The organism is Citrobacter sp. Cf132, assembly GCF_030333885.1.
In the GTDB taxonomy this organism is placed as follows: domain Bacteria; phylum Pseudomonadota; class Gammaproteobacteria; order Enterobacterales; family Enterobacteriaceae; genus Citrobacter; species Citrobacter freundii.
On record NZ_JAOWFA010000071.1, the window covers coordinates 714,480 to 736,938 of the forward strand.

18 protein-coding genes are annotated in these 22,459 nt (G+C 53.3%); 7 read left to right on the forward strand and 11 right to left on the reverse strand.

The features are described from left to right. Window positions 1–21: 21 nt before the first annotated feature. The gene (gene lacA, locus OGV85_RS23945) at window positions 22–633 is read left to right on the forward strand and encodes a galactoside O-acetyltransferase (RefSeq protein ID WP_181522619.1); all 612 of its coding nucleotides are present in this window, start codon (window positions 22–24) and stop codon (window positions 631–633) included. Window positions 634–723: 90 nt separating this feature from the next. Here the strand turns inward: lacA and prpE are convergent, their stop codons facing one another. From prpE to prpB, 4 genes are all read right to left on the reverse strand, one after another. Next, window positions 724–2,610 carry a propionate--CoA ligase gene (prpE, locus tag OGV85_RS23950; RefSeq protein WP_061548307.1) on the reverse strand — a complete coding sequence of 629 codons (1,887 nt, stop codon included), beginning with the start codon at window positions 2,608–2,610 and terminating at the stop codon, window positions 724–726. 40 nt (window positions 2,611–2,650) lie between these two features. After that, window positions 2,651–4,102: a bifunctional 2-methylcitrate dehydratase/aconitate hydratase gene (locus OGV85_RS23955; RefSeq protein WP_060855528.1), complete on the reverse strand. Its 1,452-nt coding sequence runs from the start codon at window positions 4,100–4,102 to the stop codon at window positions 2,651–2,653. Between the two features lie 40 nt (window positions 4,103–4,142). After that, complete coding sequence (gene prpC, locus OGV85_RS23960; protein WP_003838667.1) at window positions 4,143–5,312, reverse strand: bifunctional 2-methylcitrate synthase/citrate synthase; 1,170 nt, start codon at window positions 5,310–5,312, stop codon at window positions 4,143–4,145. Window positions 5,313–5,392: 80 nt separating this feature from the next. After that, on the reverse strand, window positions 5,393–6,274 hold the full coding sequence (gene prpB, locus OGV85_RS23965) for a methylisocitrate lyase (RefSeq protein WP_003021316.1): 882 nt from the start codon (window positions 6,272–6,274) through the stop codon (window positions 5,393–5,395). Between the two features lie 252 nt (window positions 6,275–6,526). Between prpB and prpR the strand changes: the two genes are divergently transcribed. Beyond that, a complete protein-coding gene (prpR, locus tag OGV85_RS23970) occupies window positions 6,527–8,137 on the forward strand; it encodes a propionate catabolism operon regulatory protein PrpR (RefSeq protein WP_057064069.1) in 1,611 nt (536 codons plus the stop codon). Between the two features lie 32 nt (window positions 8,138–8,169). Here prpR and yahO read toward each other — a convergent pair whose 3' ends face one another. After that, window positions 8,170–8,445, reverse strand: a complete 276-nt coding sequence (gene yahO, locus OGV85_RS23975; RefSeq protein ID WP_003021310.1) for a DUF1471 family periplasmic protein YahO — start codon at window positions 8,443–8,445, stop codon at window positions 8,170–8,172. A 272-nt stretch (window positions 8,446–8,717) separates the two neighbouring features. Here yahO and OGV85_RS23980 point away from each other — a divergent pair, with 272 nt between their 5' ends. From OGV85_RS23980 to OGV85_RS23990, 3 genes are all read left to right on the forward strand, one after another. After that, window positions 8,718–9,350, forward strand: coding sequence for a LysE family transporter (locus OGV85_RS23980; protein ID WP_049015752.1), 633 nt, complete (start codon window positions 8,718–8,720; stop codon window positions 9,348–9,350). Window positions 9,351–9,429: 79 nt separating this feature from the next. Then, window positions 9,430–10,818, forward strand: a complete 1,389-nt coding sequence (locus tag OGV85_RS23985; RefSeq protein ID WP_003021304.1) for a diguanylate cyclase — start codon at window positions 9,430–9,432, stop codon at window positions 10,816–10,818. 219 nt (window positions 10,819–11,037) lie between these two features. Next, the gene (locus OGV85_RS23990; RefSeq protein WP_061548308.1) at window positions 11,038–12,135 is read left to right on the forward strand and encodes a 4Fe-4S binding protein; all 1,098 of its coding nucleotides are present in this window, start codon (window positions 11,038–11,040) and stop codon (window positions 12,133–12,135) included. Window positions 12,136–12,208: 73 nt separating this feature from the next. Here OGV85_RS23990 and OGV85_RS23995 read toward each other — a convergent pair whose 3' ends face one another. The 5 genes from OGV85_RS23995 to OGV85_RS24015 are packed head-to-tail and all read right to left on the reverse strand — an operon-like array spanning window position 12,209 to window position 16,954. Then, the gene (locus OGV85_RS23995) at window positions 12,209–13,102 is read right to left on the reverse strand and encodes a MurR/RpiR family transcriptional regulator (protein ID WP_003021298.1); all 894 of its coding nucleotides are present in this window, start codon (window positions 13,100–13,102) and stop codon (window positions 12,209–12,211) included. 2 nt (window positions 13,103–13,104) lie between these two features. After that, window positions 13,105–14,052 (reverse strand): ABC transporter substrate-binding protein, encoded by a 948-nt coding sequence (locus OGV85_RS24000; protein WP_003021295.1) that lies wholly within the window; start codon window positions 14,050–14,052, stop codon window positions 13,105–13,107. 15 nt (window positions 14,053–14,067) lie between these two features. Then, on the reverse strand, window positions 14,068–15,120 hold the full coding sequence (locus tag OGV85_RS24005) for a FecCD family ABC transporter permease (RefSeq protein ID WP_032948629.1): 1,053 nt from the start codon (window positions 15,118–15,120) through the stop codon (window positions 14,068–14,070). Further along, a complete protein-coding gene (locus OGV85_RS24010; protein WP_061548309.1) occupies window positions 15,117–16,130 on the reverse strand; it encodes a FecCD family ABC transporter permease in 1,014 nt (337 codons plus the stop codon). Before OGV85_RS24010 ends, OGV85_RS24005 begins: the two co-directional genes overlap by 4 nt. Continuing rightward, window positions 16,127–16,954 (reverse strand): ABC transporter ATP-binding protein, encoded by an 828-nt coding sequence (locus tag OGV85_RS24015; protein ID WP_003021286.1) that lies wholly within the window; start codon window positions 16,952–16,954, stop codon window positions 16,127–16,129. The genes OGV85_RS24010 and OGV85_RS24015 overlap by 4 nt, the downstream gene beginning before the upstream one ends. A 446-nt stretch (window positions 16,955–17,400) precedes the next feature. Between OGV85_RS24015 and OGV85_RS24020 the strand changes: the two genes are divergently transcribed. Further along, complete coding sequence (locus tag OGV85_RS24020; protein ID WP_061548310.1) at window positions 17,401–19,563, forward strand: TonB-dependent siderophore receptor; 2,163 nt, start codon at window positions 17,401–17,403, stop codon at window positions 19,561–19,563. A gap of 177 nt (window positions 19,564–19,740) precedes the next feature. Further along, window positions 19,741–20,250 carry a hypothetical protein gene (locus tag OGV85_RS24025; protein WP_003021281.1) on the forward strand — a complete coding sequence of 170 codons (510 nt, stop codon included), beginning with the start codon at window positions 19,741–19,743 and terminating at the stop codon, window positions 20,248–20,250. Between the two features lie 99 nt (window positions 20,251–20,349). Here the strand turns inward: OGV85_RS24025 and foxA are convergent, their stop codons facing one another. Continuing rightward, on the reverse strand, window positions 20,350–22,458 hold the full coding sequence (foxA, locus tag OGV85_RS24030; protein WP_085952509.1) for a ferrioxamine B receptor FoxA: 2,109 nt from the start codon (window positions 22,456–22,458) through the stop codon (window positions 20,350–20,352). Window position 22,459 lies beyond the last annotated feature (1 nt).

Here is a 22,459-nt window from a genome sequence, read left to right on the forward strand (position 1 = left end):
TAACAAGAAGGAATATCTTCGATGAGCATGTCTATGAGAGACAGAATGAAAGCAGGCAAGCTGTTTACTGATATGTGCGAGGGGCTGCCGGAAGAGAGACTGCGCGGAAAGGAATTAATGTATGAATTTAACCACACGCGTCCATCGGAGATTAAAAAGAGGGAAAGACTGATTCGTGAAATGTTTGCCACCGTGGGAGAGAATGCGTGGATCGAGCCCCCCATTTATTTCTCTTACGGCAGCAATATTCACATTGGCAAAAACTTCTACGCCAATTTTAACTTTACCATTGTGGATGATTACACGGTCACCATTGGCGATAACGTATTAATTGCGCCAAACGTCACTATCTCGGTAACAGGTCACCCTGTTCATCATGAATTAAGGAAATTCGGAGAGATGTTTTCCTTTCCGGTCACCATCGGTAATAACGTATGGATTGGCAGTAACGTCGTCATCAATCCAGGCATAACGATTGGCGATAATTCCGTGATTGGCGCGGGGAGCGTCGTCACAAAAGGCATTCCGGCAAATGTCGTGGCTGTGGGAGTTCCCTGTCGGGTTATCCGCGAGATAAATGACAGAGATAAGCAATATTATTATAAAAACTATAAATTAGAAGATGCTCTTTGATACTGGGCATAACGCCGGATGGTGCCGCATTGCGGCTTATCCGGCGACCAGGCCCGGTGAGCATCGCGCCACCGGGCCTGGTTATAACCGCTATTCCTCGATCGCCTGACGGATTTGCTGCAGCGACGCGGGATCGTCAATGGTCGTCAGATCGCCGGGATCGCGGCCTTCGCAGATCGCCTGGATCGTCCGTCTGAGCATTTTACCGGAACGTGTTTTCGGCAACTGCGACACAAACCAGACGTGTGCCGGACGGCCAAAGTTGCCAATCTGGCTGTCCACCAGCGCCATAATCGCCTTCTCTTCCGAATGTGCGATGTCGCGATCTTCAAGGCTATCGCTCTGTTTCGGAATAACAAACGCGACCGCTACCTGCCCCTTCAGCGCGTCCTTCACGCCGACTACCGCCACTTCCGCAACGTTCGGATAGCTGGAAATACTCTCCTCGATCTCGCGCGTCCCCAACCGGTGCCCTGCCACGTTTATCACATCATCCGTACGGCCAAGGATAAAGTAATAGCCGTCAGCGTCACGAATGCCCCAGTCAAAGGTGGCGTACACCTGGCGAGAAAACAGCGACCAGTAGGTATTCACAAACCGCGCGTCATCCCCCCAGATAGTCTGGATACAGCCCGGTGGCAGCGGCCCTTCAATCACCAGCATGCCCTTTTCATTCGCCGCACAAGGTTCACCGGTCACCTCATTGAGCAGTTGTACGTTGTAGCCGTACATCGGCACGCCGGGACTGCCCAGACGCGACGGCCTGTCGTCCAGCCCGCGGGCAATTGCCATAATCGGCCAACCGGATTCGGTCTGCCAGTAGTTATCGATAACCGGGACATCCAGCGTTTCCGTTACCCAACTGGCGGTTGGTTCGTCCAGCGGTTCCCCCGCCAGATACAGCACCTCCAGCGAGGAGAGATCGTGATTACGGATTTGCGCGGTCGGGAATTTCTTCAGCACGCGGATGGCGGTCGGAGCGGAGAACATCCGGCAGACCTGATACTTCTCAACAATTTTCCACCATACACCACAGTCCGGATACGTTGGCAGACCTTCGTAAACCACCGTCGCCATCCCCGCCAGCAGCGGGGCATACCCGATATACGAATGCCCAACTACCCAGCCGATATCCGACGCGCAGAAGAACACGCCGCCCGCTTTACCGCCGAAAATGGTGTCCATCGAGGTCGCCAGCGCGACCGCATAGCCGCCAACGTCGCGCTGGACGCCTTTCGGTTTACCGGTTGTCCCGGAGGTGTAGAGAATGCAGGAGGTTTCGTTCGATTCCAGCCAGACAACTGGTACCCTCGCGCCGAGATGCTGTTGGCGCAGGGCGGCAAAGTCGAGGTCTCGCCCCTCGACCCGCGCCATTTTCGCCAGACCGCGGTCGACCAGCACCACATGACGCGGTCGGTGCTGCGCCTGTTCGATCGCATCATCGAGCAGCTTTTTATACGGCAGGATCTTGCCCCCGCGCGCCCCGGCATCCGCCGAGACGATAACCACCGGTCTGGCGTCGTCGATGCGCGCCGCCACGCTGTGCGAGGCGAAACCACCGAACACCACCGAATGAATTGCCCCAATGCGTGCGCAGGCCAGCAGCGTAATGTGCGCCTCGGCGATCATCGGCATATACACCAGCACCCGATCGCCACGCTGTACGCCCAGCGACAATAGCATCGCCGCCGCGACGTTCACTTCGTCATACAGCTGACGAAAGGTAAACGTGCGTTCTTCTTCAGTTTCTGATGACACAGCAATCAGCGCCAGCGCGTCAGGCTGTTTCTCCAGCCAGCGGTCGATGGCGTTATGGCACAGATTGGTCGTGCCGCCGCAAAACCAGCGGGCAAACGGCGGGTTGCTGTGGTCCAGTACCTGCGTATACGGCTGCTGCCAGTCAATACGCTGGGCCTGCTCGGCCCAGAACGACTCCGGTTGCGTTATAGAACGTTGATAAAACTCGCTATAAGACATAATGCTCTCCTGTTGAACTTACGCCTTGCTGCACGCTGGTTTAAATAATGAAGAGATCCATATACTCATTGACCGGCATCTGCTCCAGGCGAGTTCTGTCCAGGGAGACATCCAGGATGCGCTGCTGCTGACGGGTCGGGAACTGACGCGCCAGGTTGATTTTGAACTTCTCGACCAGCTTCGGCATGCCGTCAGTACGACGACGCGCATGGCCGATTGGGTATTCCACTACCACTTCTTCAAAGCGTGAGCCGTCGGTGAATTCCAGAGTGATGGCGTTGGCGATGGCGCGTTTTTCAGGGTCGTGGTAATCGGCGGTAAAGGCCGGATCTTCGAAGCAGTTGATCTTCTCGCGCAGCGCATCAATGCGTTTGTCCTGCGCCACGCCGTCTTCGTAATCTGCCGCCGTTAAGCGCCCGAACAGCAGCGGAATGGCCACCATATACTGGATACAGTGATCCCTGTCCGCCGGGTTATTCAGCGGGCCTTTTTTATCGATGATGCGGATACAGGCTTCGTGCGTACGAATGGTCACTTTTTCGATATCGGCAGCGGTCTTACCTGCGGCCTGTAACCGCTCGTACAGCGTCATGGCCGCTTCTACCGCGGTCTGCGAGTGGAACTCGGCCGGGAAGGAGATTTTAAACAGCACGTTTTCCATCACATAAGAGCCGTACGGGCGCTGGAAGCGGAAAGATTCGCCTTTGAAAGAGACGTCGTAAAAGCCCCAGGTTTTCGCCGTCAGCGCAGACGGATATCCCATCTCACCGGTTTTCGCCATCAATGCCAGACGTACCGCGCGCGAGGTCGCATCGCCTGCGGCCCAGGATTTACGCGTGCCGGTATTTGGTGCATGGCGATAAGTACGCAGCGACTGGCCGTCGACCCACGCCAGCGACACGGCGTTGAGAATTTCATCCCGGTTCAGGCCAAGCATCTCAGCGACCACTGCCGTGGAGGCCACTTTTACCAGCAGGACGTGATCGAGACCAACACGGTTAAACGAGTTTTCCAGCGCGATACAGCCCTGAATCTCATGAGCTTTGATCATGCCGGTCAGCACCGTTTTCATGGTCAATGGCGCTTTCCCCACCGCCACCGCATTACGCGACAGCCAGTCAGCCGTGGCCAGAATACCGCCGAGGTTATCAGAAGGATGACCCCACTCAGCGGCAAGCCAGGTATCGTTGAAGTCCAGCCAGCGGATCATCGCACCGATGTTAAACGCCGCCTGCACCGGGTCGAGCTGGAACTGGGTGCCAGGTACGCGCACGCCGTTCGGTACCACTGTACCTGGGACGACCGGCCCCAGCAGTTTTTTACAGGCCGGATATTCCAGCGCTTCGAGGCCGCAGCCTAAGGTATCAAGCAGGCAATAATGCGCAGTGTCATACGCCACCTTCGAGGTGATCTCGTAGTTCATGACGTAATCAACGATATCAACGATTTCACGGTCAAATTCGGGGCGGACGTTCGAAATATGTGCGGACATAGGGTACATTTCCTGTTTTTTATCTTTAGAGGTTTTTGAATTAGCAACGTTTTTCAATCGGGACAAATTCGCGATCTTCCGGGCCGGTATAGTTGGCGGAAGGACGGATAATTTTGTTGTCCTGACGCTGTTCGATAATGTGCGCCGCCCAGCCGGTGACGCGGGCGATGACAAACAGCGGGGTGAACATTTCGGTGGGAACGCCCATCATGTTGTAAGAGACCGCCGAGAACCAGTCGAGGTTGGGGAACATCTTTTTTGTTTCCCACATTACGTCTTCCAGACGGTCAGCGATGTTGTACATTTTCAGCGAACCACCTTCCTGAGAAAGCTGTTTCGCCACGCGCTTGATCACCTGATGGCGCGGGTCGGCGATGGTGTAAACCGGATGACCAAAGCCAATCACCACTTCTTTGTTTTCCACGCGTTTACGGATATCCGCTTCGGCTTCGTCCGGCGTTTCGTAGCGCTGTTGGATCTCCAGCGACACTTCATTCGCCCCGCCGTGTTTCGGTCCACGCAGTGCGCCAATCGCGCCGATAATCGCGGAATACATATCGGAGCCGGTCCCGGCAATCACGCGGCTGGTAAAGGTGGAGGCGTTAAATTCGTGCTCGGCGTACAGCACCAGCGAAATATGCATCGCTTTTTCCCAGCTTCGCGAAGGCTTTTCGCCATGCAGCAGGTGCAGGAAGTGACCGCCAATGGAATCATCGTCAGTTTCCGGCTGAATACGCTCGCCGTTATGGCTGTAGTGATACCAGTACAAAAGGATTGAACTGAGCGATGCCAGTAGCTTGTCGGCAATATCGCGCGCGCCGGAGACGGTATGACCTTCTTTTTCCGGCAGCGTACAGCCCAGCGCGGAGACGCCGGTGCGCATCACATCCATCGGATGCGAGGCAGCAGGCAAAGCTTCCAGCACGGTGCGTACGTTAGCGGGCAGTCCGCGCAGCGCTTTGAGTTTGCTTTTATAGGCGGTGAGTTCATCGCGGGTGGGTAATTTCCCGTGGATCAGCAGATGCGCGACTTCTTCAAATTCGCACTGCTGCGCCAGGTCGAGAATATCGTAGCCGCGATAGTGCAGGTCGTTACCGCTTTTGCCTACGGTACACAGCGCGGTATTTCCGGCGGCAACGCCTGACAGCGCAACCGATTTTTTAGGTTTAATGACATGGGTACTATTTTGCAGGATCGTTGTGTCGCTCATGTTGTCCTCGTCATTTTTATAATATGTAGGGTACAAATTTATTGCCGGATGGCGGCTGTGCCTTATCCGGCCTACGACGGTTACTTTTTGCTATACAGCGCGTCGAGTTTCTCTTCGAACTGGTAATAATTGATGCTTTCGTACAGTTCGTTGCGCGTCTGCATAATGTCGATCACGCTCTTTTGCGTTCCTTCCTGACGCAGCACGTTGTAAACCTTTTCCGCAGCGCGGTTCATAGCGCGGAAAGCCGACAGCGGATACAGCGCCATCGCGACGTTTGCGCTTCGCAGTTCATCGGTGGTGAACAGCGGCGTAGCGCCAAATTCGGTAATGTTGGCGAGGATCGGCACCTGCACCGCGTCGGCAAACTGGCGGTACATCGCAAGCTCGGTGATGGCTTCCGGAAACAGCATGTCCGCGCCTGCTTCGACGTACGCCTGGGCACGATCGATGGCTGCCTCTAACCCTTCCACCGCCAGCGCATCGGTCCGCGCCATGATGACAAAGTTGGGATCGGTACGTGCATCCACCGCGGCGCGGATCCTGTCGACCATCTCTTCTTTAGAGACGATCGCTTTGTTCGGGCGATGGCCGCAGCGCTTAGCGCCGATCTGATCTTCAATATGCAGCGCTGCAGCACCCGCTTTGGAAATCGACTTCACGGTACGCGCCACGTTGAACGCTGACGATCCAAACCCGATATCCGCATCCACCAGCAAGGGCAGCGGGCAAACATCCGTAATGCGACGAATATCGGTCAGCACATCATCAAGGGTAGAAATACCAAGATCCGGCAGACCCAGAGACCCTGCCGCGACGCCGCCGCCGGAGAGATAAATCGCCTGATACCCGGCACGTTGGGCCAGCAGAGCGTGATTGGCGTTGATGGTGCCCACGATTTGTAATGGATTTTCTTTGCTGAGCGCGGCGCGAAACGCCAGCCCTGGGGAGTGTAGAGACATATCCCGTCCTCTTGTTATCAACTTGTTAGCATTCGTTGATTTACTTAAAGCAAGGGGTATGCCAAAGACCTTAATTTTTAATTATTTTATATATTTCCCTTAAAAAACAATACATTAATATAAGTTACTGTATCTTTATTGCACAAAAGCGTGTCAGCTATCGTTTCATGAAACGTTCCTTCATGTTTCATTGCAACATTTATGAAACACAACTAAACCCTAATACTCGGTTCCTTACTTTTTGGGTTAGTTATGGCTGATACGCATCTTCCACCGCGGGTGAACGACGACAAACCGGTTATCTGGACGGTTTCTGTCACGCGCCTGTTCGAACTGTTTCGCGACATCAGCCTGGAGTTCGACCACCTGGCGACCATCACCCCCATTCAGCTTGGTTTCGAAAAAGCGGTGGCGTATATCCGCAAAAAACTGGCTACCGAGCGTTGTGATGCCATTATTGCGGCGGGCTCCAACGGGGCGTATCTGAAAAGCCGTTTATCGATCCCGGTGATCCTGATTAAACCCAGCGGATTTGACGTGCTACAGGCGCTGGCAAAAGCAGGAAAGCTCACCTCGTCGATTGGCGTCATTACCTATCAGGAAACCATTCCTGCGCTTCTCGCCTTTCAAAAAACCTTTAATTTGCAGCTTGAACAGCGCAGCTATATCACCGAGGAAGATGCCCGCGGGCAAATCAACGAACTGAAGGCCGGCGGCACGCAGGCGGTAGTTGGTGCGGGATTGATTACCGATCTGGCAGAAGAAGCAGGTATGACCGGCATCTTTATCTATTCGGCGGCCACCGTGCGCCAGGCCTTTGTCGATGCGCTTGATATGACCCGCCTGACGCTGCGTAGAAACGGTCAGTACGCTTCTGGCGATACGTTACGCACCCGCTACGCGCTCGGTGATATGCGCGGTCATTCTGCGCAGATGGAACAGGTGCGACACACCATTATGCTCTACGCCCGCTCGCGTGCGCCGGTGCTAATTCAGGGTGAAACCGGTACGGGCAAAGAGCTGGCGGCACAGGCCATTCACCGTGAGTTTTTCACTCGTCAGGAGAATCGGCGCGGTAAACCCTCGCCGCCGTTTGTTGCCGTCAACTGCGGAGCAATCACCGAATCATTGCTGGAAGCGGAGCTGTTCGGCTATGAAGATGGTGCCTTTACCGGCTCTCGTCGGGGAGGACGCGCGGGCCTGTTTGAAATTGCTCATGGCGGAACCCTTTTTCTTGATGAGATAGGCGAGATGCCGCTGCCGTTACAAACCCGGCTGCTGCGCGTACTGGAAGAAAAAGAGGTCACCCGAGTCGGTGGGCATCAGCCTATTCCGGTCGATGTCCGGGTGATTAGCGCCACACACTGTAATCTGGAGCAGGAGATGAAACAGGGGGAGTTTCGTACCGATCTGTTTTATCGCCTGAGCATTTTACGCCTCAAGCTGCCGCCGCTACGCGAGCGGTTGCCCGATATCCTGCCGCTGGCGGAAGGTTTTTTAAAACAGTCGCTGGCGGAACTGGATGTGCCGTTTTCTGAGCCAGTACGCAAGGGGCTGGGTTTAAGTCAGTCGACGTTACTGAATTATGGCTGGCCGGGGAATATCCGCGAACTGCGTAATATGATGGAGCGCCTGGCGCTATTTTTAAGCGTCGAGCCGCAGCCGGAGCTGAATGTGGATTTTTTACAACAGCTATTACCAGAACTGGCCATTGTTGCAGACTCACCACAATCATCGTCATTGCTGACGCCGCAGCAGGTGTTGGCACAATTCAATGGTGATAAAACCGCGGCGGCACGCTATCTCGGAATTAGCAGAACCACGTTCTGGCGCCGATTAAAAGAAAACCCGCCGGTACAATGACCGACGGGAATCGTGATTTTTACAGCAGCGTATTATTTTTTCTTGTAGATATTGGCTGTGCCATGGATTTTATTATCCGTTTGACCGGAAGTTAATACCACAACATCGGCACCTTTCTCTTCGGCTTTCTTCAGCAGTTCTTCTTTGGCATCTGCGACAGAAACTTCATTACTCGTTGAGATATCACCGATTTTTGTGTACTGCGACTCAACCTTTTCAAACTCAAGCTTTGTCATAAACTCCGCGGCATATGCGTTGGTCACGACAAAAGCTAACGCACCAATAAGTACTTTAATTCCAGTTTTCATAGACCAGCTCCAGGTTTTGTTATGACGCCATCATCGATCCCTGAACATGAGATAACGCGATTCAAGGATGATTAATAACTAGTCCAGCCTGGATAAAAAATCCACACTCAGCAGAAATATATAGAAATTTTGCAGCGCAGAAAAACCGGCCGTCGAGTATCAGCACATCAACCAGATCAAAGTTTCAATAGCCAGTGTGAGTTGATCCTCAGAACAGCCAGCTCGCTGAAATTATAGTGTTAACTTTATGAATATTTGAGGAATGGTTGCCTATGGAACCGCTACACGCCGTCATGCTCACTGTTAGCCTGTTTGTTTTAACCTTTTTTAACCCCGGCGCAAATCTGTTCGTAGTGGTACAAACTAGCCTGGCATCCGGACGACGCGCAGGTGTGATGACCGGTCTGGGGGTCGCCTTAGGTGATGCGTTTTACTCCGGCCTTGGGCTTTTTGGTATGGCAACGCTAATCACCCAGTGTGAAGAGATATTTTCATTGATTAAGATTGTCGGCGGCGTCTATCTGCTGTGGTTTGCCTGGAACAGCATCCGCCATCAGGCCACGCCACAAATGCCCACGCTACAGCAGCCGATTTCCGCCCCCTGGTATGTATTTTTCCGCCGAGGATTACTAACGGATTTATCGAACCCACAAACCGTACTGTTTTTTATTAGTATCTTCTCGGTCACCTTAAGCGCAGACACACCTACGTGGGCCAGGCTGATGGCCTGGGCAGGTATTGTATTGTCTTCCGTTATCTGGCGTATTTTTCTCAGCCAGGCATTTTCGTTACCCGCTGTACGCCGTGCATATGGCCGCATCCAACGCGTTGCCAGCCGAGTCATTGGCGCAATAATAGGTGTCTTCGCGCTCAGGCTTATTTATGAGGGTATTAGCCATCGATAAGAGAGTTTAACTTGACCATCGTGAGGTAATTGTCCGTAATACTGCCTGAATTTTTAATCGCACGTTGAGTGGCAGCGAGATGGAACAGATTGAACCGGAAAACGACACATTACTCCTTACAGAATGGCAGGCACTGATACGACAAACATCGCCTGACGTTCACACGCTCCTCACATCGTTAAGCGATGAAGAGATCCACCATTTAGTGACCGTTTTTTATGACTATATGCTCTCCCATGCCCAAAGTGCATTGTTCCTCAATACGGAACAGGTCAGTACCCGCCTCAGCGGCAGTATGTTTGACTGGTTACGCAGCGTGCTCGGCAGCGCGCACGAAGATCTCTCACAGTTGCTGGCCAAACAACGCAAAATTGGCGTAGTGCATGCCCGTATCGGTCTGCCCATCGATCTGGTGAACCGCGGTGCGCGTAAGCTCAAAGATGAGCTGTATCGGGTGTTGAAAACCAAAGCTGACGACTCGTCTTCCCTGCTGAGCAGGGCTATCTGTTTTAGCAGTCTGGCAATGGATACTGCGCTGGAGGCCATGACCGTCTCCTATTCCCCAAGCTACCAAAACTCCCTACATACACAGGAACAGTATCGTCTGCAGACTATTTACGATGACGTTAACGTCGAGCGCGAACGGCAAATCCGTTCGTTTACCGACTGGGAAAACCAGTTTATCTATAACATTGCCACCGGAATGCCTTTCGGTGAAATGGTGTTTCTGGCGAACTCTGATTTTGGTATGTGGTTCTCACATAAGGGAAAACATATTCTTGGCAACAGCAATTTGCTCAAAGAAATGGAATCACTGATTGCAGAGATCGACACCCGTCTGACGACAACCCTGTCACCTCAGCATCAGCCGACAGAACCCGAGCGGATGAGCTTATTACAGGATGTTCGCCAGCTGTCGGCAAAAATCCATTTCCTGCTCGCTTCAATGTTTGAGGCGCTGGTTAAGCAGGAAAATGGTAAAGATTCGTTGACCCAGTTGCTTAATCGCCGCTTTATTCCGACCATCATGCGACGTGAAATCTCGCTGGCGTTACATGCGCGTAAGCCTTTTAGCCTGGCGATGCTGGATATCGACTACTTCAAGCAAATTAACGATAACTTCGGACATAATACCGGCGATCTGACGCTCAAAAATGTCGCAGCGGTCATTCATGATCATATCCGTAGCAGCGATTACGTGTTCCGCTACGGTGGTGAAGAATTTATGATTCTGCTCGTCGAGTCAGATGAATCGCAGGCCAGTATTATTCTGGAAACACTGCGCATGAAAATTGCAGGGATGCGCATGGCAGCCTCTGCGACAGAAACGTTTTCTATTACCGTCAGTATCGGTATTGCCGAATATGATTATCATCCCGACTACAAACAGCTGGTTGATAAAGCCGATCGCGCACTTTATCTGGCAAAAAGTAATGGTCGCGACCGCGTTGAGATTTATCAGGAATAACCATTGCCTTGCAGAGAAATAAATACCCCGTTCAGGGTATTTATCTGGCTTGCGATAAATATCGAGCTGTTATTTTTATTCAAGTATATTTGCATGATGAAAATAACAGCCACGTAATAAGATGCAAATCAAATACACCAAATCTAAATGGCGCTAGCATATCCCGGTGATAACGCCTTCTGAATACAGAAGGGGAAATATGAGGGATAGTATAAAATCATGAATGGGAAGAAGAGAACGCGCTGGCAGCGCCGTCCTGGCACGATCGGAGGCAAACTGCCGTGGAATAACTGGCGCAATGCCAGCAGCTGGCGAAAAGCCACCCAGTTTCTCCTGCTGACTATTAATATTTATATTGGCGTAACGTTCTATTACTGGGTCCGCTATTTCGAAACCGCCGGCACCAGCGTCTATATTCCAAGGCCTGGTGGTATTGAGGGATGGCTACCGATCGCGGGTTTGATGAATATCCGCTATACGCTGGAAACTGGTTTTCTTCCTCCCATCCATGCCGCCTCCATGCTACTGTTAGTTGCGTTTATCCTTATTAGTCTGTTGTTAAAAAAAGCCTTCTGTTCGTGGTTATGTCCGGTGGGCACACTGTCCGAACTGCTCGGCAATCTGGGGAAAAAAGTCTTTGGTCGCAACTTCACGCTGCCCCGCTGGCTGGATATCCCGCTGCTCAGTCTGAAGTATCTGTTGCTGAGTTTCTTTTTGTATATCGCCCTGTCGATGCCTGCACAGGGGATTCAGTATTTTCTAATGTCGGCCTATGGCATGATTATCGACGTGAAGATGCTCGATTTCTTTCGCCATATTGGCCCCGCTACGCTCATCTTTGTTGTCGTTATCAGCGTCCTGAGCCTGTTTATTCGCAATGCCTGGTGCCGCTATCTGTGCCCTTATGGCGCGCTGCTCGGCCTGTTCTCGCTATTCTCGCCGTTTAAAATCCGCCGTAACGCAGACAGTTGCATCGACTGCGGAAAATGCGCGAAAAACTGCCCGTCGAATATCCCGGTCGACAGACTGATTAAGGTGCGTACCGTGGAATGCACTGGCTGCATGACCTGCGTTGAATCCTGCCCGGTAGCCTCAACGCTGAGCTTTTCACTGCAGACTCCGCCTGGCGCACAAGGCAACGGTGGTAAATCGTTATGGCGTCAGAGGACGATGTCAGGTGTTGCCATGGCGCTACTGGTGCTTGGTATTCTGTTTGCCGCCGTAGGTTATGCGGTGTACGCCAACGTCTGGCAGACGCCGGTGCCGGATCATATGTATTTCCAGTTGATCCCGAAGGCCAGAATGATCGGCCATTAATGGTTTGAACTGTCTGCATTTATGCCGGGTGGCGACAACACCCTACCCGGCCTACACAGCGGATATCACCGGTTTATTTCTTCGCCCCGGATTTACCAATGCCCCGATACAGTTCGTTAATCCGCTTCACGGATTTAATTGATCGCTGCGGCGCAGTGGAAGCGACAGACAGCACAATCATTTCCAGACACACCAGCACCGTACCGTGGAGCGGCATTTTCCCATTCTCGCCGCCGCGCGGCACGTTAATCACCACATCCGCTTCTTTACTAAAACGGGAGTCCAGCGCGTTCGTCAGTAAAATAACCGGGACACCCAACCGCCTGGCCTCGCGAATGGTCGTCAGCCCTTCCCGGTGCGGAGATTTCTGCGCCATCATGATCAGCACATCTCCACGCTGCAATGCGATCAGTTGCTCCGCGAGGTTAATCCCGGTGCGATTAAATGCTACCGCAGGCAGGCCAATACGGCTGAGCAGACGAACGGTATAATCCGCCAATACGCCGGATGCGCCAATACCAAAAATTCCCACCTGACGGGCTTCTACCAGTAATGCCACCGCCTGGGCAATTGCATAGCGGTTTTGCGGTGTAGAAAGCGCTTCACAGGTACGCTGATGCCCCTGCAAGACAAAATCAATACTGGAATTAACATCGCAAGAGAGCGTATTCACCGTGGTGGTCATCTTCTCTTCTGAGGTCACGCCAGGGCCAAACCAGTGTTCAATGGTCTGCTTTAAATCGCGCAACCCGGCAAACCCCAGCGCCTGAATTGCCCTGACCACCGTCGCGTCAGATGTTTGCGTGGCGGCAGCGATTTCTATCGCTGTAAACTCCAGCACCACTTCGCGGTTTTCGTTGATATAACGCGCCACGGCCTGCATACGTGGCGAGAGTAAATGCGCCCGGGCGCGAAAACGGTCACCATAGACATCAATACGGTTTTTGGCTTTTTTCGCCGTCAGCATGGTTATTTAGCCTCCGGTAGCCATCGTCCGGCGATGTGCGTTTGCACCTGCGCCACCATCAGACTGAGCGAGGCATAGGAATTAGATATCGCCTCTTCACGGGAGAGTAAAACGTAATGTCCGCGCTGGCAGGCGGTCAGGAACTCACACCAGCCAGGCATCACCGCATCCATCGCCGCGATTTCATCCTGCGGTTTACCGCCGGTATCGCCACGCCAGGTCGCGAAGACAAAATCGGCATCCAGTTCAGGCAGACGTTCCGCACTGACATCAATGCGCCCACCCGGCGGAATACTGTCGATAATCTTCGGGAAAGTGAAACCAGCATCGCGTAAAACTCGCCCCAGGGAATGATAGGTGTGCAACGCATTGATTTTGCCCTGATTGGCCTGTATTACCGCCACAGAGATGTGCTGCGTATCGACCGTCCGCTTGAGCTGGGCTATTTCTTCACGGTAGCGCCGTTCCAGCAATGCCAGCCGGTTCTGCGTACCGGTAAGCTGCGCCAGCTTGCGGTAGATTTCCGGCGCACCGCCATCAAGATGATCGATGCTGACCGTCGGCGCTATTTTTTCCAGTTGCTCAATCGGCGTGTTACGGCTGGGTTCGGTGATAATTAAATCCGGTTTTGCCGCCACAATGGCTTCAATATCAATGTCTGCCGTACCGATATACGTCATGTTCGAATTATCAAAATCCACGCCGGTCAGCAGCACGCCGGAGCGTAAAAAATGGCTGCCATCCGGGCGCGTTCGGCCATGACTGGCCACCGGAGGCACGCCAAGTTCGATCAGCGGAATAGTGATGTCGAGATCGTGCAATGACACAATACGCTGCGGATGCAGCGGCACGTTCACCACTCGCCCGAGATCGTCAGTAAATGACTGAACAGGCTCCGCCGCCTGGACGGTGCAGCCGACCAGCAGCAGCAATGAAAAGATTAAACGCATATACCCTCTTAACAATTACAAACGATCCCGGCGACGCCAGAGCAACAGCAAAAAGAACGGTCCACCGACCAGGGCAATGACGATCCCGGCGGGGATTTGCAGTGGTGCAAACGCCAGACGACCCACGGTATCGGTGACCAGCACCAGCAACGCACCGATCAACGCACTTCCCCACAGCAGCGCTGTTTGTCCGCCACGCAGCCAGAATCGTGCCATGTGTGGCGCCATCAACCCGACAAAACCGAGGCTGCCCACGCAGGCAACACTGGCGGCGGTGAGTACAACCGGCGCGAGAAAACGCAACAACGCCAGTCGGGGTAAATGGACTCCTAGCCCCGTTGCCGTCGCATTGCCAAGTAGCGCCACATCCGAAGCGCGCGCCGTGGCAAATAAGATGATGGCCGCAGGCAACGTCCAGACCAGTGCCACCAGCAGCAGTGGCCAGGTGGCGGCATGAAGGCTCCCCGCCAGCCAGACCAGTGCAGTCTGTACGTCACGGACATCGGCGGTGGTCATAAATACGCCCATTCCCGCGGCAAAGAACCACGACACGCCAATGCCTATCAACACAAAGCGAGGCCGGGAGAAATCACGGGCCAGCAGCATCACCAGTGTGGCGACCAGTGCGCCGCCGGCCATTCCCGCCAGGGGCCGCCAAACCAGACTTGCTGACGGGAAAAGCAGCACCAGGGCCAGTACCACCACGCAACTCCCTTCTTTGACACCGATGAGCCCGGGATCGGCCAACCCGTTGCGGGTGATAGATTGCATCGCCGCCCCTGCCAATCCGAGCATCGCCCCGCACAGAAGCGCCATCAGCAGTCGAGGCAGTCGTACATCCCAAACGACATACTGTTGCTGAGCCGTCAACGCCTGAGGGTCAAACACCGCCCGTCCGATAGCGGAAGCCGGAACCGGGAGCGACCCCTGCATCACGCCAAACAGCAGTAATGCGATTGCCAGCACCGTCAGGCTGAGGCTGTACAGCACGGTTTTGGGACGAATGACACGAGAAAATCCACCCACCCGCCATGCACGAAGCCCTGCACGTTGCAGCATATCGTTCATTTCAAAAACCTCGACGCAATGAAAATAAACGCCGGTGCGCCCACCAGGGCGGTCATGATCCCTGTAGCCAGCTCCTGCGGAGCCAGCACCGTGCGGGCGGCAATATCCGCCAGCAGCAGCAGCGCCGCGCCCAGCAATGTCGACGTCGGTAGCATCTGACGAATATCTTTTGTTACCAGACGGCGGGTAACGTTAGGCACTAACAGGCCGATAAATCCCAGCGGCCCCACGACAGAAACTGCCGCACCGCACAACAGCGCAATGGCGATCATCGCCAGCAAGCGTATGCGCAGAATGTTCACCCCTAACCCACAGGCCATACGGTCGCCGAGAGCCAGAATATTCAGGCCCGGCGCGATAGCGATCGCCAGCACCATACCGGCAAGCGACGGGGGAACGGCACTTTTGACACTTTCCCAACGCAGACCCGCGAGATCACCCACCAGCCAGGTGCGCATTGCCAACAGGGTTTGTTCATCCAGAATCAGGATGGCCGCAGTAAGCGATGACACCATGGCCGACAGCGCCACGCCGCACAGCGTGACCTTCAGCGGCGTTAAGCCACCGCGCCCGGCAGATGCAAGCGCCATCACCAACGAAAAGAGTGCCGCAGCACCGCCTGCCGCCAGCAATGGCTGGCTTACCCCCGTCACGCCAAGCGCGGTGCACAACACAACGACAAACGCCGCACCGGCATTCAGCCCCAGAATATGCGGTTCTCCCAGCGGATTACGAATCAACACCTGCAACAGAACCCCCGCAACACCTAACGCCGCGCCGACCAGCATCGCCGCCGTCATGCGCAGCAGACGTAAGGAGACAATAATCCGGTGGTCGAAATTTTTCGCGTCAAAGTGGAACAGCGCCTGCACGACGGTCTGCGGGCTGATAGTGCGTGCGCCCACACCCAGATGCACCACTGCCAGAACACACAACAGCAGCGTTAACACGGGGAACGCCAGCATAATCCGGCCACGGCGACGAGCCAGTGTGCTTGCCATGACCGTCATTGCTCTTGCCCGCCCGGCGCGCGGAACGGCATAAAGAACGGTTTGCCGGTGAGAGGATTCACCGACATCTGCACGTCGACGTCAAACACGTGCTTAATCAACTCGGGCGTGCAGTTTTCGCCATCATGCACGACGCCCTGCAACGTCCCCTGTTTGAGGAACACCAGCATGTCCCCGTAATTCACGGCAAAATTCAGGTCATGCAGGACCACAACCACAGTACGGCCATGATGGCGAGTCAGTGAATGCAACAGTTCGAGGATCTCCACCTGATAGCGCAGATCGAGAAACGTAGTCGGCTCATCCAACAAGATGACCGGCGTTTGCTGTGCCAGCGCCATCGCAATCCAGCAGCGCTGACGTTGCCCACCGGAAAGGCTCTCTACCGGCAAATGCGCAAAATCAGCAGTTCCGGTTAACTGGAGTGCCTGCTCCACGGCGCGTTCGTCATCGTCCGTCCATTGCGAAAGCATGTTCTGCCAGGGAAAACGCCCACGCGATACCAGTTCGAAAACGGTAAGTCCTTCGGGCACCAATGGGGATTGCGGCAGGATGCCGAGCTGGCGTGAAACCGCTTTGGTAGGCTGTTGATAAATGGCTTTGCCATCCAGCAATACGCTGCCACCGTGCGGTTTCAACATACGGGCGATAGTGCTTAACAACGTTGATTTACCCGAGCCGTTCGCCCCCACCAGTACCGTCATTTTGCCTTGCGGAATAGTGAGACAGATATCGTGGACAATGGTGTTATGGCGATAACCCGCAGAAAGCTGTTGTAGTTCAATGCCCGTTCTGTGGGCGGTATTTTCCACATGCTGTGGCATGTTCACTCCTGCGCCGCCGCATGGCAAAGCCTGCATGCGTAACTCTCTAAATAAAAATAAAACTCATTCTCTTTGTGATCTTGCTGGCTTGCACTGTAGTAGTCAAGCAATTACACCCTGTAGTTACATCACCTGTCGCCAACAACTAAAGCACAAATAAAAAACGCTAAAAAATCAATAAAAACCATTCTTTTTCAATACATTGAAAATTAAATACCCTTAAAAAAACGACGGTTAAATTGCGTCAAATCGCTTGTAGTTTCTTTTTCATTTTTACGTTTACTACTACAAACACCCATGATTGAATGATTCTCAATTACACGTCTGACGCCAGTAACGCTGGCTTACAGATGGATAAATGCAGGGCTGGCAAGCCGGGCAATGAATTGAATCAACTTGTTTCCCTGCCCATTTTTGGCAGGGTCTTTTGCGGAATAAATAAAATAATGGCTGAGTTAACGACTTACTTTTCGGGGATGAAAGGGCGGGCATTGTGCTCTGCTCTCTTTCTGGGCATGACAACAACACCTGCGGTATTTGCAGCGGAGAAAGAGACGACTCCGCCTAAAGGAGAAGATACCATCACCGTTCGGGCAGATGCATCGTCTGCCGATCAGGCCGTAACATCGGGTTATCAACCGCTGAGTTCGTCCACCGCGACGCTGACATCCATGCCATTGTTGGATATCCCACAAGTGGTGAACACTGTCAGCGATAAAGTTCTGGAAGATCAGCATGTCACGACGCTGGACGAAGCGCTGTATAACGTTAGTAACGTCGTGCAAACCAACACATTAGGTGGCACACAGGATGCGTTTGTCCGCCGTGGCTTCGGCGCAAACCGTGACGGCTCGGTGATGACCAATGGTCTGAAAACCGTGTTGCCGCGCAGCTTTAACGCCGCCACCTCACGCGTGGAGGTGCTGAAAGGCCCGGCCTCAACCCTGTATGGGATTCTCGATCCCGGCGGCCTGATTAATGTCGTCACCAAACGTCCGGAAACGCAGTTTGGCGGGTCGATTTCAGTAACCTCCAGCAGCTTTGGCGGCGGCACAGGGCAGTTTGACGTGACCGGGCCGATTGAAGGCACTCAGTTAGCCTATCGCCTGATTGGCGAATATCAGCATGAGGATTACTGGCGTAACTTCGGCACCTATCAGAGCAGCTTCATCTCCCCGTCCCTTACCTGGTTTGGCGACAAGGCCACCGTCAACGTGCTCTATTCACATCGCGACTATAAAGCCCCGTTCGATCGCGGCACCATTTTCGATCTCAACACCAAACACGCGGTGAATGTGGATCGCAAAACCCGTTTTGATGAGCCGTTTAATATCACCGATGGCGAATCGGATCTGGCGCAGCTGAATGCCGAATACCGTTTCAACAGCGAATGGACAGCGAAATTCGACTACAGCTTTAGTCAGGATAAATACAGCGATAATCAGGCTCGCGTGATGGCTTATGATTCTGCAAGCGGAAATCTGACCCGCCGTGTTGATGCCACTCAAGGTTCCACCCAGCGCATGCACGCCACACGTGCCGATTTACAGGGCAACGTCGATATCGCTGGCTTTTATAACGAGATCCTCACCGGCATCTCTTATGAGAACTACGATCTGCTACGCACCGACATGATCCGCTGCAAGAACGTAAAAGGGTTCAATATTTATAATCCTGTCTACGGTACGTTGGGTAAATGTACTAACGTTTCTGCCGCTGATAGCGATCAGACTATTCAACAAGAGAGCTATTCTGCGTATGTGCAGGACGCGCTGTACCTGACCGATAAATGGATCGCCGTCGCCGGGATGCGTTATCAGTACTACACCGAATACGCTGGCAAAGGCCGTCCGTTCAACGTCAACACCGACAGTACCGACCAACAGTGGGTGCCCAAATTCGGTATGGTGTACAAACTGACGCCGTCGGTATCGCTGTTCGGTAACGTGTCGCGATCCTTCATGCCGCAATATTCTATCGCCAGTTATATTGGCGAATTGCCACCTGAAACCTCAACGGCTTATGAAGTGGGGGCAAAATTCGATATCTTTGACGGTATCACCGCCAATATTGCCCTGTTTGATATTGATAAACGCAATGTGCTGTACAACGAAATGATCAATGGCGAAACTGTGGCGAAAACTGCGGGTCGCGTGCGTTCACAAGGTGTGGAAGTGGATGTCGCCGGTTCGTTGACCACCAACACCAATATCATCGCCAGTTACGGTTATACCGCCGCGAAAGTGACGGAAGATCCTGATTACAAAGGTAAGTCGCTGCCTAATGTACCGAAGCATACCGGCTCATTATTCCTCACCTACGATATTCAGAATGCCTTTATGGGCAATATCCTGACGATTGGCGGTGGGGGTCATGGGATGAGCCGCCGTTCCGCAACCAATGGCGCAGACTATTATCTGCCGGGCTATTTTGTCGCCGATGCCTTTGCCGCTTATAAAATGAAGCTGCAGTATCCGGTCACATTGCAGCTCAATGTGAAAAACCTGTTTGATAAGACCTATTACACTTCATCCATTGCCACCAATAATCTGGGTAATCAGATTGGCGACCCACGAGAAGTGCAGTTCACGGTGAAAATGGAATTCTGATCCTCTTCATCCATTAACCCTGCCAATTCTGGCAGGGTTTCCCGTCTGTCCTGCCATTTTAAGACAATTGAACTTGTGCCATCGTGCTCTCGTTTATACAACCTTAAATATCATCCGTAATAATTTTTCTATTTTGTTATGGGCGACTGGGATCAAAATAATGAACGGGATAACATCATGACTAAAATAAAACTGGCACTGCTATTACCTCTGTTTCTGGCAGGTTGTACGATGAGTGACGGGGAATTAAGAAACGCTTACGCTCAGCATTATCAGCAACCTACCGCCTATGTAGATGCTTATAAACAGAAAATAGCCAGTATGGATATTCATGCGCTGGCCCAATACGCCGCCGCAGAAGATAAGAAAAAAATGCGTGGGCAGCCAAGACTGAAAATCGACGAATTTATTACCATTGAGAACGTACAGGCGAAAGGAAATCGGGTGGTCTACGATTACTCACTGTCCGAAAACTGGCTGGCGCTTTCCGCAGATAAACAGCGCGAGAAGCAGACCAATATGAATAAAGACCTGATCTACCGTACCTGCTCGCTGGAAACGGTACGTCTGGCGCAGGCAAAAGGGCTGGAAGAAGAGCATAACTATTACAGTCAGTACCCAGACAAAGTCGCCTTTACTCTGAGAACCAGCGCGCAGATTTGTATGCAAAACGGTTTTACACAATAACCGCAATCCACTATGCCTGATGCGCTACGCTCATCAGGCATACAATTTGCACGCTGCACCAGGCCGGATAAGGCGCCAGCGCTGCATCCGGCTAAAACATCAGAATTTCCAGGACACACTGCCGACAATGCTGCGCTCGGCGCCGAAGTAGCAGTATGAGAGCGAGTTACAGGCCGCAACGTAGCGCTTGTCGGTCAGGTTGTTAACGTTCAGCTGCGCGCTCAACCCATTAATACCGATATTCGTTAAGTCGTAACCAATCACCATATCCACCAGTGTGTATGACGGCAGGGTGTGAGTATTCAAGCGATCGCTGGTAATACCGTTAACGTAGCGCACGCCTGAACCCAACGTCAGACCGTCCAGCGGACCACTTTTTACATCGTAGCTCAGCCAGGCACTGGCCTGGTTACGCGGGGCGTACACTGCGCGCTTGCCCTGCTCTTCCGGGCTGCTTTTCTTATAGCGAATGTCGGTATAGGTATACGCCGCCTGCAAACGGAAGCTATCCGTCAGTTGGCTAATTGCCTCCAGCTCCACCCCTTCAGATTCAATTTCCCCAATCGAGCGGTATGGATCGGTCGGCTCTTCTTTAGTGGCTATATTCGTCTGATTGATACGGAACACCGACGCGCTGAACTGACTGTTAAGTCCTTCCGGCTCATATTTCAGCCCGGCTTCCCACTGCTTGCCTTTCATCGGGTCCAGCAGATTACCGTTCTCATCGGCAAAACTGGTGGGCGTAAAGGCAGTGGAGTAACTCACGTACGGCGCAAAGCCGTTATCGAACAAATAGAGCAACGCGGCGCGGGTGCTGAAGTTGTTTTTATCCAGATCGCTGCGAGTATCCTTGATCTTATCAATGTTAGAAACGCTGACCTGATCGTAGCGACCACCGAGCGTAATACGCCAGCGATCCCATGACATCTGATCCTGCAAATAGTAACCCGTCTGTCGCAGCTTGTGTTTCTCACGCGCATACATGTCGATGTAATCAGGCTTCGCGCCGTACACCGGATTAAAGGCGTCAATCGGGGGGAAAGCGCCGTAGTAACCGGTAGTATTGTTGCTGCGATCCTGATAGTCGATCCCCACCAGCAAACGGTGGTTTACCTGCCAGGTATCAAAGCTGCCGTCGAGCTGGTTATCCAGCGTAATCGCCGACATTTTTTCATCGGAGCCGGAGTAGCCGCGATTAAGCTCGGTTTCATTCAACCAGCCCGCCGCATACACCTGGTTCAGCTCAACGTCGGTATGCAGATAGCGCAGCTTTTGCCGCACCGACCAACCGCTATCAAACATATGCTCAATGTTGTAGCCCACCATGTTTTCACGGCGATCGTATTTGTCATAATCATCCTCGCCTTCGTAAAAGGTATTGGAGATCTTTTGCCCGTAATGCGGAACCACGGTGCCGTCATACGGCAGACCGGAGTGGCTTCCGCCTTCCGGGTCACGGTGCAGATAGGCCATCAGATCCAGACGCGTCTGGTCGGTGATACGCCAGGTCAGGCTGGGCATCAGCGCGTAACGTTCTTCCTTCAATGGGCCAAACTGCGAGTCTGCGTAACGCGTCATCCCGCTCAATCGCGCCGCCACTCGATCGTTATCATCCAGCGCCCCGGTGACGTCAAACGCCGCGCCGCGCTGGTTATTGTTGCCGGCAAACAGCTTCACTTCACCGCCCGCATCAAACGACGGCTTGCGTGAGGTCAGCGCCACAATACCGCCCGGGGAGGAACGGCCATACAGTACGGAAGCCGGGCCACGTACGACTTCGATATCTTCGAGGAACCACGGATCAACCACCAGCGAGCTGTGTGAGTTGGTGTCGCCCATCATCTTCAGACCATCGAGATAGACGTTATCCAGGCTCCCGTCAGAAAAGCCACGCAGCACGATGTAGTCGAAGCGGTTGGAGGCGCCAATCTGATTGCTGTACACCCCCGGCGTATAGCTGACAGCCTGGCGCACGCTGGTTGCGCCTTGCTCTTCAAACTGTTCACGGGTAACGATCGATACCGACTGCGGCGTTTCAATATCCGGCGTGGCAAGCTTCGTGGCCCCGCTCTGCATCTGCGAGGTGACAACCACCGTATCGTTTTTTGTTGTTTCCTGCGCCAGCAGAGGAAAAGCCACGCTGCCGGTCACCCATCCCACCAGCAGCGCCAAGCGAGTCTTCGCGAACATGAATATCTCCAAAGGCATG

What these genes read in the sequence shown, in the direction of transcription:
- lacA (WP_181522619.1), top strand. Translation starts at nt 22, where the DNA reads ATGAGCATGTCTATGAGAGACAGAATGAAAGCAGGCAAGCTGTTTACT.
- prpE (WP_061548307.1), bottom strand. Translation starts at nt 2,610, where the DNA reads ATGTCTTATAGCGAGTTTTATCAACGTTCTATAACGCAACCGGAGTCG.
- OGV85_RS23955 (WP_060855528.1), bottom strand. Translation starts at nt 4,102, where the DNA reads ATGTCCGCACATATTTCGAACGTCCGCCCCGAATTTGACCGTGAAATC.
- prpC (WP_003838667.1), bottom strand. Translation starts at nt 5,312, where the DNA reads ATGAGCGACACAACGATCCTGCAAAATAGTACCCATGTCATTAAACCT.
- prpB (WP_003021316.1), bottom strand. Translation starts at nt 6,274, where the DNA reads ATGTCTCTACACTCCCCAGGGCTGGCGTTTCGCGCCGCGCTCAGCAAA.
- prpR (WP_057064069.1), top strand. Translation starts at nt 6,527, where the DNA reads ATGGCTGATACGCATCTTCCACCGCGGGTGAACGACGACAAACCGGTT.
- yahO (WP_003021310.1), bottom strand. Translation starts at nt 8,445, where the DNA reads ATGAAAACTGGAATTAAAGTACTTATTGGTGCGTTAGCTTTTGTCGTG.
- OGV85_RS23980 (WP_049015752.1), top strand. Translation starts at nt 8,718, where the DNA reads ATGGAACCGCTACACGCCGTCATGCTCACTGTTAGCCTGTTTGTTTTA.
- OGV85_RS23985 (WP_003021304.1), top strand. Translation starts at nt 9,430, where the DNA reads ATGGAACAGATTGAACCGGAAAACGACACATTACTCCTTACAGAATGG.
- OGV85_RS23990 (WP_061548308.1), top strand. Translation starts at nt 11,038, where the DNA reads ATGAATGGGAAGAAGAGAACGCGCTGGCAGCGCCGTCCTGGCACGATC.
- OGV85_RS23995 (WP_003021298.1), bottom strand. Translation starts at nt 13,102, where the DNA reads ATGCTGACGGCGAAAAAAGCCAAAAACCGTATTGATGTCTATGGTGAC.
- OGV85_RS24000 (WP_003021295.1), bottom strand. Translation starts at nt 14,052, where the DNA reads ATGCGTTTAATCTTTTCATTGCTGCTGCTGGTCGGCTGCACCGTCCAG.
- OGV85_RS24005 (WP_032948629.1), bottom strand. Translation starts at nt 15,120, where the DNA reads ATGAACGATATGCTGCAACGTGCAGGGCTTCGTGCATGGCGGGTGGGT.
- OGV85_RS24010 (WP_061548309.1), bottom strand. Translation starts at nt 16,130, where the DNA reads ATGACGGTCATGGCAAGCACACTGGCTCGTCGCCGTGGCCGGATTATG.
- OGV85_RS24015 (WP_003021286.1), bottom strand. Translation starts at nt 16,954, where the DNA reads ATGCCACAGCATGTGGAAAATACCGCCCACAGAACGGGCATTGAACTA.
- OGV85_RS24020 (WP_061548310.1), top strand. Translation starts at nt 17,401, where the DNA reads ATGGCTGAGTTAACGACTTACTTTTCGGGGATGAAAGGGCGGGCATTG.
- OGV85_RS24025 (WP_003021281.1), top strand. Translation starts at nt 19,741, where the DNA reads ATGACTAAAATAAAACTGGCACTGCTATTACCTCTGTTTCTGGCAGGT.
- foxA (WP_085952509.1), bottom strand. Translation starts at nt 22,458, where the DNA reads ATGCCTTTGGAGATATTCATGTTCGCGAAGACTCGCTTGGCGCTGCTG.